The 14,195-nt window shown below is 68.5% G+C and carries 12 protein-coding genes; 2 read left to right on the forward strand and 10 right to left on the reverse strand.

Annotated features, from left to right (window positions below):
• Position 1: 1 nt before the first annotated feature.
• From MLP_RS23930 to MLP_RS23945, 4 genes are all read right to left on the reverse strand, one after another.
• Positions 2–1,078 (reverse strand): FecCD family ABC transporter permease, encoded by a 1,077-nt coding sequence (locus MLP_RS23930; protein WP_013865804.1) that lies wholly within the window; start codon positions 1,076–1,078, stop codon positions 2–4.
• Between the two features lie 97 nt (positions 1,079–1,175).
• Entirely contained in the window at positions 1,176–2,231 is a 1,056-nt protein-coding gene (locus tag MLP_RS23935; RefSeq protein ID WP_013865805.1) for a FecCD family ABC transporter permease, read from the reverse strand.
• A gap of 105 nt (positions 2,232–2,336) precedes the next feature.
• A complete protein-coding gene (locus MLP_RS23940; RefSeq protein ID WP_013865806.1) occupies positions 2,337–3,248 on the reverse strand; it encodes a CPBP family intramembrane glutamic endopeptidase in 912 nt (303 codons plus the stop codon).
• Between the two features lie 540 nt (positions 3,249–3,788).
• Positions 3,789–6,116, reverse strand: coding sequence for a sodium-translocating pyrophosphatase (locus MLP_RS23945; RefSeq protein ID WP_013865807.1), 2,328 nt, complete (start codon positions 6,114–6,116; stop codon positions 3,789–3,791).
• A gap of 898 nt (positions 6,117–7,014) precedes the next feature.
• Here MLP_RS23945 and MLP_RS23950 point away from each other — a divergent pair.
• Positions 7,015–9,534 (forward strand): DEAD/DEAH box helicase, encoded by a 2,520-nt coding sequence (locus tag MLP_RS23950; RefSeq protein WP_156821287.1) that lies wholly within the window; start codon positions 7,015–7,017, stop codon positions 9,532–9,534.
• A 45-nt stretch (positions 9,535–9,579) separates the two neighbouring features.
• Here the strand turns inward: MLP_RS23950 and MLP_RS23955 are convergent, their stop codons facing one another.
• Both MLP_RS23955 and MLP_RS23960 read right to left on the reverse strand, forming a co-directional pair.
• Positions 9,580–9,990 carry a VOC family protein gene (locus MLP_RS23955; protein ID WP_013865810.1) on the reverse strand — a complete coding sequence of 137 codons (411 nt, stop codon included), beginning with the start codon at positions 9,988–9,990 and terminating at the stop codon, positions 9,580–9,582.
• Complete coding sequence (locus tag MLP_RS23960) at positions 9,987–10,886, reverse strand: helix-turn-helix domain-containing protein (RefSeq protein WP_041793393.1); 900 nt, start codon at positions 10,884–10,886, stop codon at positions 9,987–9,989. Before MLP_RS23960 ends, MLP_RS23955 begins: the two co-directional genes overlap by 4 nt.
• A gap of 288 nt (positions 10,887–11,174) precedes the next feature.
• On the opposite strand from MLP_RS23960, the gene MLP_RS23965 reads away from it, so the two are divergent.
• A complete protein-coding gene (locus tag MLP_RS23965) occupies positions 11,175–11,414 on the forward strand; it encodes a DUF6191 domain-containing protein (RefSeq protein ID WP_231851505.1) in 240 nt (79 codons plus the stop codon).
• An 8-nt stretch (positions 11,415–11,422) separates the two neighbouring features.
• Here MLP_RS23965 and MLP_RS23970 read toward each other — a convergent pair whose 3' ends face one another.
• From MLP_RS23970 to MLP_RS23985, 4 genes are all read right to left on the reverse strand, one after another.
• Positions 11,423–11,809: an Rv3654c family TadE-like protein gene (locus tag MLP_RS23970; RefSeq protein WP_013865813.1), complete on the reverse strand. Its 387-nt coding sequence runs from the start codon at positions 11,807–11,809 to the stop codon at positions 11,423–11,425.
• A gap of 38 nt (positions 11,810–11,847) precedes the next feature.
• Positions 11,848–12,219: a TadE family type IV pilus minor pilin gene (locus MLP_RS23975; RefSeq protein ID WP_013865814.1), complete on the reverse strand. Its 372-nt coding sequence runs from the start codon at positions 12,217–12,219 to the stop codon at positions 11,848–11,850.
• Between the two features lie 3 nt (positions 12,220–12,222).
• A complete protein-coding gene (locus tag MLP_RS23980; protein ID WP_013865815.1) occupies positions 12,223–12,567 on the reverse strand; it encodes a DUF4244 domain-containing protein in 345 nt (114 codons plus the stop codon).
• Between the two features lie 236 nt (positions 12,568–12,803).
• Positions 12,804–14,063, reverse strand: a complete 1,260-nt coding sequence (locus MLP_RS23985) for a glycosyltransferase (RefSeq protein ID WP_013865816.1) — start codon at positions 14,061–14,063, stop codon at positions 12,804–12,806.
• Positions 14,064–14,195 lie beyond the last annotated feature (132 nt).

A 14,195-nucleotide genomic window follows, 5' to 3' on the forward strand; every position in this document is an offset into this window, starting at 1 on the left:
ATCAACCTCCATGACCGATGCGGTTGGACCTGACAAGCAGGTAGAGCAGGTACGGGGCGCCGACGGCGGCGGTGAGGATGCCGACCGGCAGCTGGACCGGCAGCAGATGCTGACCGGCGAAGTCACCGCTGATCACCACCGCCGCCCCGACCAGGGCGGCGGGGACGAGGGCGATGCCGGTGCCGTTGGTGAGCCGGCGGGCGATCGGGCCGGAGACGAAGGCGACGAAGGCCACCGGCCCGGCGGCCGCGGTGGCGATCGCGGCGAGCGCGACGCCGATCAGGATCAAGAACAGGCGCGAGCGCTCGACCCGTACACCGACCGAGGTGGCGGCGTCATCGCCGAGCTGGAGACCGCCGAGCGCCCGGCCGGCCCACAGTGCCAGCGGCACGGTGACCGCCATCAGGATCAGCAGCGGCGCCATGCCATCTGCCGAGGCTCCGTTGAGGCTGCCGGTCAGCCACAGCAACGCCGCCTGGGCATCCCAGATCTGCGCCCGGGTCATCAGGTAGTCGATGATGGCTTCCAGCATGGCCGCGATGCCGATCCCGACCAGCACTAGCCGATAGCCGGCGACGCCCTGTTTCCAGGCCAGCAGATAGATCAACAGCGCCGTGACCAGGGCACCGACGAACGCGAAGGCCGAGACCACGAAGCCGTTCAGATGCAGCATCAAGATCGCGATCACCGCTGCCGCACTCGCCCCGGAGGTGATCCCGATGATGTCCGGGCTGGCCAGCGGGTTGCGCATCATCGACTGGAAGATCGCCCCGGACAGCCCGAAGCAGACGCCGACGGCGAGACCCGTGACCGCGCGGGGGAGGCGCAGCTCGTACACGATGAAGTCCGTCGCCCGGGTTCCGCGGCCGGTCAGCGACAGCCAGACCTGCTTGATGGTGATCGGGAAGTCGCCCACGATCATCGCCAGACCGAACATGACGGTGAGGAAGATCAGCAGGCCGACGATCACGATGGCTGTACGCCGGTGCCGCCTGGATCGGGCCGCCTGGACGATCGCCGGGCCGCTCGCGCCGACTGCCGGAGCGGCGGTTCCACGGCTGAATAGAAGGGCGGTCATAGGGGCCTCGTGCAAGTGCCGATCTTGGGAAGGATTTGGTGCGAGGTCACGCCAAATCTCCCCCAAGTCCCACGGGCGGAACCACGAGACAGCCCCCTCACAGTTCGGCCAGCTTCTTGCGGCGGACCAGAGCGATGAACACCGGGGCACCGAGGAACGCCGTGACGATGGCGACCTGGAGTTCGCCGGGGCGGGCGATCACCCGGCCGACGATGTCGGCGGCGAGCAACAGGATCGGCGAGAGCAGCAGCGAGTAGGGCAACACCCACCGATAGTCCGGACCGACGAACATCCGGGCGACGTGCGGGATGGTCAGGCCGACGAAGCCGATCGGACCGCAGGCGGCTGTCGCGGCGCCACAGAGCAACACGACGGCGCCGGCGGAGAGGCCGCGGGAGAGGAACACGTTGGCGCCGAGCCCGCGGGCCACATCCTCGCCCAAGGACAAGGTGTTGAGCACCCGGCCGAGAAAGAGGGAGAAGAGGCAACCGAGGACGAGAAACGGGGAGATCTGCGCCACGATCGACATGTCGCGGCCGGTCAGCGCGCCCACGGCCCAGAACCGGAACTGGTCGAAGGTGGACTGATCGAGCAACAACAGCGCGCTGGTCACGGCGCTGAGAGCCGCGGTGACCGCAGCTCCGGCAAGGGCGAGTTTGACCGGTGTCGCGCCCTCCCGGCCCAGCGCGGAGACCGAATAGACGACCACCGAGGCCACGGCCGCCCCGAGGAACGCGAACCAGACGTAGCCCTTCGGCGAGGTGACTCCGATCGAGATGCCGAGCACCACGAACAGTGCCGCGCCGGCGTTGACCCCGAGGATGCCGGGATCGGCCAACGGGTTGCGGGTGACACCCTGCATCACCGCGCCGGCCAGGCCTAGCGCCGCCCCGACCAGTACGCCGAGGATGGTGCGTGGCACGCGGAGCTCGCGAATCACGAGTTGGTCGGTGCTCGTCGGGTCATACGCGACCACGGCGTCCCAGACGGCCTGCAACGGAGTCACTCGGGTGCCGACCGCCAGGCTGAGAAAGCACAGAACGACGACCGCGGCGGTGCAGATCAGCAGGCCCAGGACTCGGGTCGATACTCGGCGTCGGGCGACGGGCGCCACTGGCGCAGCCCGATGCTGCGGGATCACCGTCACCGCCATAAGGCGAGCCTAACCTAGGGAATGCGGGTTCAGGTACGTCTGACCAAACGGGGCTGGGCGGGGGCGCCTGGGCCCTTGCGCAGCAGGGCAGCTCGCGACCGACCATCAGGCGACGGGCGGCTCAGTGACCGGGGGCTCAGGACGGTAGAACCGATCGATCCCGGTACGGCGGGCCTGCCACCAGACCAGGGCGACCGCGATGGAGTTCAATGCCAGGGAGACCGCGAAGGTGATCGGGGTGCCGCGAGTCTCCTCGCCCACGAACGCCTCATCCCAGCCGCCGATCAGCGAGGTGATGACGGCGATGCCGATGTTGTTGACCGTGTGCAGGACGATGGCAGCCTCGAGACCACCGGTACGCCAGGTCATCACGGTCGCAGCCACCGAGAACGCTGCGAGGTCGGCGAGGATCCACGGATCGAGGCTGCCGTGCGCAACGGCGAAGGCTGCCGCCGCCACGATCGCCGGGATCACCCACGAGAGCACCGGGCGACGGAAGCAGGCTCCGATGTTCTGCAGAACCCAGCCACGGAACGCGTACTCCTCTGCCGCGGCCTGGCCAGGAGTGAGCAGCACACCCATGACCAGCAGCACGGCCCATTGCTCGGGGCGCGCGGACTCCGGCGGCTCGATCACGGTGGATACGCCGAGGTAGACCGCCCACAGTGGGGTCAGGACCAGCAGGCAGCGCAGCAGCCAGCGCCAGCGGATCCGGCCGGCGACCGAGGACAGGAAGCCCGGCCGGATTCGATGCACTCCCCAGACCGACAGCATCACCGCGGGGATCAGCACCGTCAGGGTCAGCAGCGAGTAGAGGTAGCCGCCCGGGCCCATCGATCCCTCGATGGACGAGATCTCATCGAGCCAGAGATCGATTCCGTCGATGGTCGTCTCACCGGACAGCAGTCCGTACGCGATCGCGACGGGGATCGGCAGCATCGTGAAGACCCCGAACAACACTGCCAGCACCAGGAACGACACGATCGGGCGCCACCAGGCCCAGGTCGGCCCCCGCAAGAGCTGGGCGTAGCTGACCGGGACCTCTGGCAGCCGTCGACGTACCGGTCGACGTCGGGGTTGGGGCGCAACAGGTGCTGGGACATGCGGCGAGTTCGTCCCGCCGGGACCGAATCCCCCAGGAGTGAATCCCCCAGGCGGGTATCCCCAGGGTGTGTGTCCACTGAGCTCGGATCCGCCAGGCTCGGATCCCCGGGACTCGAAACCCCCAGACTCGAGACTCTCCGACTCGAAACCCCCTGGCTCGAAACCACGGGGCACGAAGCTCGGGATCGGCTGCCAGGTGGCCTTCGTGCCGTCACCGGCCTGCTGACCGGCGTCAGTCGGGGGCTGCCGCGGTGCAGTCGCACCGGGCGCGTCGGACTCGGAGCCGTCGAACCCAGAACCGAACCACCCGCCCCCGGTAGGAGGGCGGGTGCCAGAGGGGTCGGACCCCGGTGTGCTCAACATTCACTCCGCGGACGCGAGATCAAGTACTTATGGATGATGAAATCCCTGACATCGGGGATTTCATCATCCGTTGTTACGCGGGAGAGGCGGTCAGCCGCGCGATTCGCTCGCGTTCTCCACCTCGGCCGGCGAGCTGGCGATGCCGGTCTGCCGCTTGGTGCTGATCACGACCGCGATGACGACGATCGCCAAGGCGACCAGCGCGATCGGATAGCGCAGCGCGGACGGCGTCGCGCTGAGCGGCGACATGGCCACCACGGCCGGGGCGATCAGCACCGCGACCAGGTTCATCACCTTGATCAGCGGGTTGATGGCCGGGCCGGCGGTGTCCTTGAACGGATCGCCGACCGTGTCGCCGATCACCGTCGCGGCGTGAGCGTCTGAGCCCTTGCCGCCGTAGTTGCCGTCCTCGACCAGCTTCTTGGCGTTGTCCCAGGCGCCACCGGAGTTGGCCAGGAAGACGGCCATCAAGGTGCCGCAGGCGATCGCACCGGCCAGGTAGCCGGCCAGCGCCGGTGCGCCGAGACCGAAGCCCACCGCGATCGGGGCCAGCAGGGCCAGCAGACCCGGGGTGGCCAGCTCGCGCAGCGAGTCGCGGGTGCAGATGTCGACCACCTTGCCGTATTCCGGCTTGCCGGTGCCCTCCATGATCCCGGGGATCTCGCGGAACTGGCGGCGTACCTCGTAGACGACCGCACCTGCCGCCCGACTGACCGCGTTGATGGCCAGACCGGAGAACAGGAACACCACGGCCGCACCGAGGATCAAGCCGACCAGAGTCGGCGGGGCGAACACCACGGCCTGAACCTCGAAGTCGTTGTACTTGTCGACCAGGACTGCGCGGATCGCATCGGTGTAGGAGCCGAACAGCGCGGTCGCAGCGAGCACCGCGGTCGCGATGGCGATGCCCTTGGTGATGGCCTTGGTGGTGTTGCCGACGGCGTCGAGCTCGGTGAGGATCTTCGCGCCCTCGCCGTCCACGTCGCCGGACATCTCGGCGATGCCCTGGGCGTTGTCGGAGACCGGGCCGAAGGTGTCCATGGCCACGATCACGCCGACGGTGGTCAGCAGGCCGCAGCCGGCCAGCGCGATGGCGAACAGCGCCACGATCCCGATGCCACCGAGCAGGTAGGCACCGTATACAGCGGCGGCGATGACCAGGGCGGTGTAGACCGCGGACTCCAGGCCGACCGAGATGCCGGACAGCACGACGGTGGCCGCACCGGTGAGCGAGGTCTTGGCGACGTCGTTCACCGGGCGGTGCTCGGTGCCGGTGTAGCGGCCGGTCAGCGAGAGGATGATGACGGCGAGCACGATGCCGATCACCACCGCGCCGATGGCCACGATCCGCGGATCGTCGATCGGGCCGGCGAACTGCAGCCCCTCGACCTCCAGTCCAGCGAAGCTGGACGGCAGATAGGCGAAGGCCGCGATGCCACAGAGCACTGCCGAGATGACCGCGGAGATGTAGAACGCCCGGTTGATGGTGGTCAGACCACCCTCCCCGGGGCGGGGCTTGGTCAGGTAGATGCCGATGATGGCGGTGATCACGCCGACGGCCGGCACGATCAGCGGGAAGACCAGGCCGAACTCGCCGAAGGCGGCCTTGCCGAGGATCAGCGAGGCGACCAGGGTGACGGCGTACGACTCGAACAGGTCGGCGGCCATGCCGGCGCAGTCACCCACGTTGTCGCCGACGTTGTCGGCGATGGTAGCGGCGTTGCGCGGATCGTCCTCCGGGATGCCCTGCTCGACCTTGCCGACCAGGTCGGCACCGACGTCGGCGGCCTTGGTGAAGATGCCCCCGCCGACACGCATGAACATGGCCAGCATCGCGGCACCGAAGCCGAAGCCCTCCAGGATCGTCGGCGCATCGCCGCGGAAGATCAGCACCACCAGGGCGGCACCGAACAGGCCCAGGCCGACGGTCGCCATGCCGACGTGCGCGCCGGTGCGGAAGGCGATCCGCATCGCCGGGTCGCGGCCCTCTGAACGGGCGGCGGCGGCGACGCGGACGTTGGCCCGGACGGCGAGCGACATGCCGAGATAGCCGATCAGACCGGAGAACAGTGCGCCGACCAGGAACGCGATCGAGCGAGAGATCTTCAGCGTCCAGGTGCCGAACTCGCCGGCATGCACCGGGAGCGCCAGCAACAGCACGAACGCGACGATCGCGAAGACGCCCAGCGTGCGGAACTGGCGCGCCAGGTAGGCGTTGGCGCCCTCCTGCACGCCTAGAGCGATCTCCTTCATTCTGGCCGTGCCGTCGTTGGCGGCAATGACCTCACGCCGGAACAGAGCGCCCATGATCAAGGCGATGACGGCGATGACTCCGACCGCGGCAACCAGGGTGAGGTTGGAGCCGGAGAGGGTGACTTCGAGTGGGATTGTTTCCATCAGGACCGGAAGCCCGGACATGCAACGTCCTCCTGCAGACAGCTGGATCAGTCGCGCAGACATACAGTGCGACCGGCGAAGTCTAACCAGGTGTGGCAGTGGTCTGCTGCCAAGACCCGGAGACGGTACGCGACTTGCAAGATTTCCGCCGGTGTGCTGAGCCCTGTCCGCAGGGTCCTCTGGAGGTGCTCGGGTCCTCGAAACCGACTCCGGAGCGGCTCAATCCGGGCGGTGCCTCTGATCGATCCGGCGGACACTTCCTGTCATTCCCCTGTGAGTGTGTTTCCTGTCACTCCAGCAGTGCTCCCGTCACTTCAATGGGTGCTCCTGTCACCGCGGCAGCTGGATTGTGGATGGTTGGCGCCGCCGGGCCAGAGACGATCGCAGCTCGAGCCGACAGCGGCACGTCTTGCGCCCGCGGGCCACAGCTGGCCGCAGATCAGACGGAAGACCCGTACGTCTTGCGCCCGCGGGCCAAGGACGATCGGCGGTGAGGCGTACCCGGCGTACGGTTCGCGCCCGCGGGCCATAGACGACCGACACGACGACTAACAGCTGCCCGTGCCACTCATAGACCCTGCAGCCCAACCACAGAGCCGACGCGCGCCTGCGCGAGGGGGGTGCGTGTCGTGGTTGTGCACCTAGGGGTGTTTCCCCTGGTCAAAGCGCGTTCGGCCCGGGGCCTGACTGGTGCGAGGAGGGGTGTCAGCGGGGAGGTCGGAGCACATTTCTGTCAGCAGACCGGTGTGCCTCACCCCGAGGAAGGACATACGTCAGGCCCCTCATTGTCAGCGGAACCCACCACATTCCTGACGCGTACCTGTGCGAAGGGGAGATAGGCGTGGTTGTCGGTAGGGCGTGTCAGGCTGAAGGGGTGAGGGAGGTTCAGGTCGCCGGTCGGCAGCAGGAGGACCTGCCCATGCCGGACCGAAGCTTGCCCGGTCTGGAGGTCCGTCACGTGCGGGAGTTGCCACCGCGCCTGGTCCGGTACGGTCCGTGGCCGTCCTGGCTCTCCACGGACTCGCCGGTTCGAGCGGCCCTGGAGTCCGCGGGCATCGACCGGCTGTGGGCTCATCAGTCGGTCGCCGCCGATGCATTGGCGGCTCAACGTCATGTGGTGCTCACGACTGGTACGGCCTCGGGGAAGTCCTTGGCGTACCTCCTGCCCATTGCGTCCGCGGCGATCGGCGCGAGTCCGGCTGTCCCGGTGTCCACCGGGGTCGGACCGGCTGACGCGCAGACGGCAGGCGCCGGAACGACAGGGGTGGGCAGCCCGGAACCGAGCAGCGGCGTACGGTGGCGTCGCCGGCCGGCGACCTCGCTCTATCTCGCGCCGACCAAGGCACTGGCGCACGACCAGGCTCGGGTCTGCGCCGAGCTGGCAGTGCCAGGGTGGCGGGTCGCGACCGTGGACGGCGACACCGATCGTGCCGACCGCCAATGGGCCCGCGATCACGCCCACCACGTGTTGACCAATCCGGATCTGCTGCACGCCTCGCTGCTGCCGAACCATGCACGCTGGGCCTCATTCCTGCGTTCGCTACGGTTCGTGGTGGTCGATGAGTCGCACCGCTATCGAGGGCTCTTCGGCGCTCAGGTCGCAGTGGTGCTGCGTCGGCTGCGGCGGATAGCTGCCCACTATGGCGCTGATCCGGTCTTCGCGGTGCTGAGCGCGACGACGGCCGAACCTGAGCAGACCGCGTCGGCGCTGACCGGGATCGCCGCGGACTCCCTCCTCGTCGTGTCCGACGACGGTTCTCCTCGTGGGCCGGTCCGGATCAGCCTGGCCTCATCAACTGGTGGGGCGGCAGAGGATGCAGCCGCCGAGCTGATGGCCGACCGGGTCGGTGCCGGGCAGCAGGTGCTGACCTTCGTGCCGTCCCGACGACTCGCCGAAGAGGTGGCCCGCTCGGCCGCCCAACGGGCCGGACCCGACTGTGGGGAAGTCGTCGCCTACCGCGCCGGCTATCTCGCGACGGACCGGCGAGCGATCGAGCGAGGGCTGAACGACGGATCGGTACGCGGTGTCGCCGCCACCAACGCGCTCGAGCTCGGGGTGGACATCGCCGGTCTCGACACCGTGGTGCTCTGCGGCTATCCGGGCCAGCGGGCTGCCTTCTGGCAGCAGGCCGGCCGTGCCGGGCGGCGAGGAGGACCGGCCGAGGTGGTGCTGATCGCTCGGCCGAACCCGGTGGACGCCTATCTGCTGGATCACCCGAACGCGTTGTTCGACCTCCCCGTCGAGGCATCGGTGCTGGACCCGGAGGCGGCTCCGGTGCTCGGTCCGCAGCTGGCAGCCGCAGCACAGGAGCGGCCGCTGCGGCCCGGCGATGAGCAGTGGTTCGGATCGCGGACCTGGCCGATCACCGCGCGGCTCACCGACCTCGGCGTGCTCCGGAAGAGACCCGACGGCTGGTACTGGACCTCGCCGAACCGGGCTGTCGATCGGATCAACCTGCGTACCGCCGACAGCCGCACCCTCGACATCGTGGAGGTGCCGACCGGCCGGGTACTCGGCACTGTCAGTGCCGCGGAAGTAGATCGGGTGGTGCACCCGGGCGCGGTCTACCTGCACCAAGGAGACACCTTCTTGTGCGGGGATGCGGAGGCCGAGGCCGGCGAGGTCTATGTCCGGGCGGCACGACCGGGCTATCTGACGCAGGCGCTGGTCGATACCGAAGTGGCGCCTGGCACCAGCGTTCACGGTCGAACTGTCGGCAGCGGAAGGTTGGCGTACGGCCCGGCTCAGGTACGCAGCGTGGTCACCGGCTTCCTGCGCCGCGACGAGATCACCGGCCAGGTGTGGGACTCGACGCCACTGGACTGTCCGGAGCAGGTGCTCGCAACCTCCGCGGTGACGCTCACCGTGGCCACGGAGACGCTGCAGACCGGACGGGATGGAGCTGTGCCACTCAGCCCGGCCCGACTGGACGCCGGTCTGCATGCGCTCGAGCACCTGCTCGCAGGCATGCTGCCGGCGGTTTTGACCAGCGACCATGACGACATCGGGTCGCACTCCTGGCTCGAGGAGAGCGATGCCTGCGGCGACCCTCTCGCCGACGGCTCCACCGGTGCCCTGCCTGGCCGCTCACCGGGTGGGCCAGGAGCCGGTGGACCACGGATCGGCGGCCGAGGTGCCGGAGTGATCGCCATGTTCGACCGGCAGCCGGGCAGCGGCTACGCGGTGCGTGCGTACGAGCGAGCCGACGCCTGGCTCGCGGCTGCTGCTGACCGAATCGCCGAGTGCTCCTGTGACGGCGGCTGTCCCGGCTGCATCCTCACGCCCGGCTGCGGATCTAGCCGCCCGCTGGACAAGCCGACCTGTCGCAGGCTGCTGGACACACTCACCACACCGAGCAAGGTCTCGGAACCAGGCCAGGAATCCGGAGCCGAGCAGCGTGCGGGACGCAGTGTGACTCTCGGTAGGAACCCGCGGTGAGCGGGCTCGGATCGCTACCCGAGGGGTCGCTTGTCGAGGAACCAGCTAGCCGGCGTAGGTTCCAAAACTCCAGGAGTTGCCGTCGTCGTCGCGCACGGAGAATCCGGTCGAGCCGTAGTCGGTGTCTTCGAGCTCGCGAATGAACCTGGCGCCCAGTGCCTTCGCCTGGGCACAGACGTCGGCGGGGTGATCGGTCACGACGTAGAGGCACGCGGTGCCTACCGGGACATCGAAGGCGCCGCCTTCGGTGTAGGTCGCGACCATGACCCGGCCTCCTTCGGGCCAGATCATCTCCGAGTGGTTGACCGTGTTGTCTTCGCCGGGAACCAGGATGCCGTCGACGAAGCCGAGTCCGCGTAGCCAAGCGCGTAGTGCCATCGGGTCGTGGCTGCTGACCGCGGCCCAGACGTTGTGATCCTTCTGGTCGATGGCTGGTTGGGAGATTGTTTCGCTCATGCCACCGATGCTGACTGCTCGGTGCCGTCCTCGTCTTGAACGTTTGGGAACACTTCGTTGGCGAGCCACTGGGTAGGGGTGCAACCGGCCAGCCGGCGCCACTCCCGGTTGAGGTGCGCCTGGTCGGCATACCCGCACCTGAGCGCCACGTCCGCCAGTCTCGGGGTGGGTTGCAGGCGCAGCAGCCGATGGGCCTGCTCGAATCGCATCACCCGGGCTGCGACCTTCGGCGGGTGACCGAACTCGGCGGTGAACCTGGCCGTCAGCTGCCGCCGGGACCACCCGACTCGTTGTGCGACCTCCGACACCGGCAGCCCGCCATCGGATCCGCTGAGCAATCGCCAGGCGTGCCAGGTCGCCGGATCCCGCTGGGTGGCCCGCTGCAGCGACCCCGAGCCGGTGCCCAGCAGCCGGATCAGGTGCCGTTCGACGATGGCGACGCGGCTGCGGCAATCCGCCGCCTCCGCCAGCCGGTCGGACAGTCTCCGCGCACTGGGCCCGAGCACGTCGGCCAGCGAGATCACGCGCCCGGCCAGGTCCGCCGCGCGGACCCCGAGCAAGGCCCGTGCGCCGGCCGGGGTCAGGTCCACCTGTACCCCGGTTTGGTGCCCGTCGTGGTGGATGTGTACCGGGAGATCGTGAATCCCTCCGATCAATCCGGCGAACGGAGTGGGCTCGTGCAGCGGACGGCCCGCACCGTCGAGCGCGTCGCCAGACACGACGGTCGCACCACCGAACGGCACGATCAGGGTCAGCGACCGCGCCGGCAGCCCCACGTGCACGCCCGCCGGGAACCCGGTCAGCTCATAACCGACTATCGCACTGAAGAACTCGCGTCCAGACGCCGCGGTCGGGATTCGGCACGCGCTGTCCGCCGTCGGCTGCGATCCAGTCACCACTCCATTGTCACTCCGACTTCGGAAGCACCTCTCCGACTCGGCAGGCTGGCCGCCGAAGCTGCAAGCGTGGCCGCATCATCAGCCAGCTCGGATCGCGCAGCGATCAGTCGCCGACGAGGCACCGGGGTCGCGGATCAGCCCCGCGTGGTGGCCTCGAAAGCTCGACCCTTCCGCTCGAATTGAACAGCGCGGCTAGTCTCAGCCTCAGACGCTTGCCGCGTGGCGTTTCTGGGAGGCTGCAATGTCCGGTCTGGATCTCGAGGAGACCCGGAAGCCGTGAGCTTCATGGAGATCTTCCAGCCCGGGCTGAAACACCTGCGCGAAGAGCGGCAGCGGCAACAGCACGACATCGCCTATCCCACCGATGGCGCCGACCCGCTCGTCGATATCAACCTGGACGCCGGGACCGCCACCATCCTGATCCCCACGCGGGCGGGCCAGGCGAGCCCGGAGCCCGGGGGCCACCCCGGCCCCAACGAGCTCACCGAACCCGAGTCATCGAACGAGCACACGACCACCCGCTGACCTCACGGTCACCGCACCTCCTCCGAGCCTGCGTACGCCACCGAGGACACCGTGCTCGGCAACCCTGGGGCGGTGAGCGCGACGGCCACCGATGCCGTCACGGTCACCACGAAGTCGATCTGATCGCCCACGCGCTTGCAGGCGACGACCTGAGCCCGATGGGCGGTGGCGTTCGCCCGAGCCGCATCACAAGGATCACCGCCCTGACTGGCCGTCGTCGCTCCGCTCAGGGCCGCCAGGTCGGCTGCCGCCCGCGCCCGGTGCCCAGCGATGACGTACCCGCTGATGAGCATCGCCGCATAGCCCAGCATCATCACCACAGCGCAGACCCCAACCATCAGCATGGTGCCGCTGCCCCGCTCGTCCCGAACCCCGCGTTCTGCACCGGAATCCACTTCCCACGTGGGTTTTGCTCCTGAAGATCCCGACCCGATCACCGTGGCTCCTCCGGCTCCGGCACGACCTCAGCCTGAGCCCGCAGCGGTACGGCCACCAGGTTCCGGGCCAGCGGCCGAGCTACGACGGCGACCTCCACCCGTACGACGCCATGGGTACGGGTGATCGTGACCCGGGCACCAGGTGGAGCCTCCCGCTTGGCCACGGCTACCGCGGAATCGTCGCCGCGAGCGGCCTGCCGAGCCACCTCGGCGGCCGTGTCAATGCAACGCACCTGCATCACCATCAGATAGATGCCCCAGCTGAGCAGCAACATCACCACCAGGGCGGCGAGGGTGGCAACGGCCAGTTCGGCCGTCACCATCCCCCGTTCCCCGCGTCGGCTGCCGCCGTACGGACGAAGCGACATCGTTCAGTTCTTGACCATGAAACCGCTGAACGAGTGGATCAGCTGCAGCACGAACTTCAGCAGCGCGTCCTGCACGGCACCGTTGGTGACCACCGCGATCAACACCCCGGCGATCCCGATGGCAGCGATGATGCCCACCGCCCACTCCGCGCTGACCATGCCGCGCTGACTGCGCCGGGCTCCCCCGCCCGCCATTGCTCCGGCGCCGTCGGCCGACACCAACGCGATGCCCATGGTCTGCCTCGAACCACCGTCCTCGGACCAGCCGCTCGTCCCGATTGCCCCGATCCCGACTGCCCCGCTTCCGATCTCGGTGCCATCGACGACCTCGAACCTTGTCGTACCCATTTCCCAGACCTCCTGCTTCCCCACCAACTGGTGAGCTGCACCCGCCCTGGATGCGTAGGGAGTCTGTGGATGTCGGGGTCGTTTCGTACGGGGTCGTCTGCAATCTGTTGACAGAGCTTCAAATGGCGCTCAGGCCTGTGGACAACTTCGCCAACCGGTGAGCAGGCGTGTGGTAGGGCTGCCCGAGCAGCACCAATCCTGGAACGAAGGTGTCGGCCGATCTCCCGCGACCAAGCTCACCTGACCAGCTCGCCCAGCTGGGCGACGGCCCGCGCCACCCCGTCCTCGGACCGGATCCGGTCGCCCAACGCAGCTGCCCGGAGCTTTCGGACCGGGTCGACCACGTCAGTGATCATCGCCGTCAGCGAGTCGGCGTTGAGCTGGTGCCGGCGGATCGGCGAGGCACCGACGCCGAGCTCGAAAACCCGACGACCCCAATACGGCTGATCGCCGATGTGCGCCACGACGCCCTGCGGGATGCCCGCGGCGAGAGCCGCCGCGGTCGTACCGGCGCCGCCGTGGTGGATCGCGCCGGCACACTGTGGAAGCAGCCAACCGTGCGGAACCGACCCGACCATCAATACGTCGTCCGACTCCGCGCCGACTGAAGCCAGCCCGGCTCCACCGGAGGAGACGATGCCGCGCCGGCCCGTCCTGGCCAGGGCTTCGAGGATCGAGGCCATCGTGCCCGCGGCATCCTGGGTCGACATCGAGCCGAAGCCGACATAGACCGGGGGTTCGCCGGCGGTCAGGAACTCCTCGATCCAACCGCGTACAGGCTCGGGTGGAGCGCCGCCGTCGAGGAACCAGTAGCCGGTGATCAGCTGCCCGGTGGGCCAGTCCGCAGGCGGTGGCACGACAGCGGCGGAGAACCCGAGCAGGCTCGGCGTGTCCCGGAAGATCTGACGTATCTGACGCCGGCTCCCTCGTGGTAGTCCCAGCAACTCCCGTACCCGCTCGCCGGGAGGTTGGATGATGTCCGCCAGGATCCAGGAACCCATGATGCCGGCGACCAGATTCCGCCGCGACCACCGGTCCGGGAGCGGAGCTTGGACGCCCGCCCAGCCCGCTCTGGTCGGCTCGAACGGCGCCAACAAAGCAATCACGTGCCTGGCGCCGGATGCTTCGGCAAGCGCCTGGGAACCGTACGCGGTCAGTACGCCGGAGATGACCAGATCGAATGAGCCAGCCAGAGCTGCCGTCTCACCGGCCATCTGGACTCCCCAAGTCCGGACGAACGCCCGGAAGCGACGCAGCTCGACGAACTGGTTGTGGCTGCTGTGGCCCAGCCACTCTCGACCAAGCTCCGAATCCATCACCGCGGTAGCGCTCAGCTTGGAGCCGATGAACGCCAGCCCGTGCTCGCGGACCAGGCTGCCGAAGTCTCCGGTCGAGCAGACGGTGACCTCGTGACCGGCGCGCCGCAATCCGACTCCGAGAGCGACAAACGGCTGTACATCGCCTCGCGAACCCGCCGCCACCAGGAGCACCCGCATGTCCGAAGGGTAGTGATCCCGGTGCCGGCGCCCTGAGGCGGCGTCCAACACTCATCGAGAAGGAGGCTTGGCACCCAAATCTTGCCGAATCAGGTGCCGAACCTCCTTCTCGCGGACCTGATCCGGAAGGCT

Origin of the sequence: Microlunatus phosphovorus NM-1, from assembly GCF_000270245.1 — a bacterium.
Lineage (GTDB): Bacteria > Actinomycetota > Actinomycetes > Propionibacteriales > Propionibacteriaceae > Microlunatus > Microlunatus phosphovorus.

Excerpts from the sequence above, each read along its gene's own strand:
- MLP_RS23985 (WP_013865816.1), bottom strand. The coding sequence starts at position 14,063 with ATGCGGGTGCTCCTGGTGGCGGCGGGTTCGCGAGGCGATGTACAGCCG.
- MLP_RS23965 (WP_231851505.1), top strand. The coding sequence starts at position 11,175 with ATGGAGATCTTCCAGCCCGGGCTGAAACACCTGCGCGAAGAGCGGCAG.
- MLP_RS23950 (WP_156821287.1), top strand. The coding sequence starts at position 7,015 with ATGCCGGACCGAAGCTTGCCCGGTCTGGAGGTCCGTCACGTGCGGGAG.
- MLP_RS23975 (WP_013865814.1), bottom strand. The coding sequence starts at position 12,219 with ATGTCGCTTCGTCCGTACGGCGGCAGCCGACGCGGGGAACGGGGGATG.
- MLP_RS23935 (WP_013865805.1), bottom strand. The coding sequence starts at position 2,231 with ATGGCGGTGACGGTGATCCCGCAGCATCGGGCTGCGCCAGTGGCGCCC.
- MLP_RS23955 (WP_013865810.1), bottom strand. The coding sequence starts at position 9,990 with ATGAGCGAAACAATCTCCCAACCAGCCATCGACCAGAAGGATCACAAC.
- MLP_RS23930 (WP_013865804.1), bottom strand. The coding sequence starts at position 1,078 with ATGACCGCCCTTCTATTCAGCCGTGGAACCGCCGCTCCGGCAGTCGGC.
- MLP_RS23945 (WP_013865807.1), bottom strand. The coding sequence starts at position 6,116 with ATGTCCGGGCTTCCGGTCCTGATGGAAACAATCCCACTCGAAGTCACC.
- MLP_RS23980 (WP_013865815.1), bottom strand. The coding sequence starts at position 12,567 with ATGGGTACGACAAGGTTCGAGGTCGTCGATGGCACCGAGATCGGAAGC.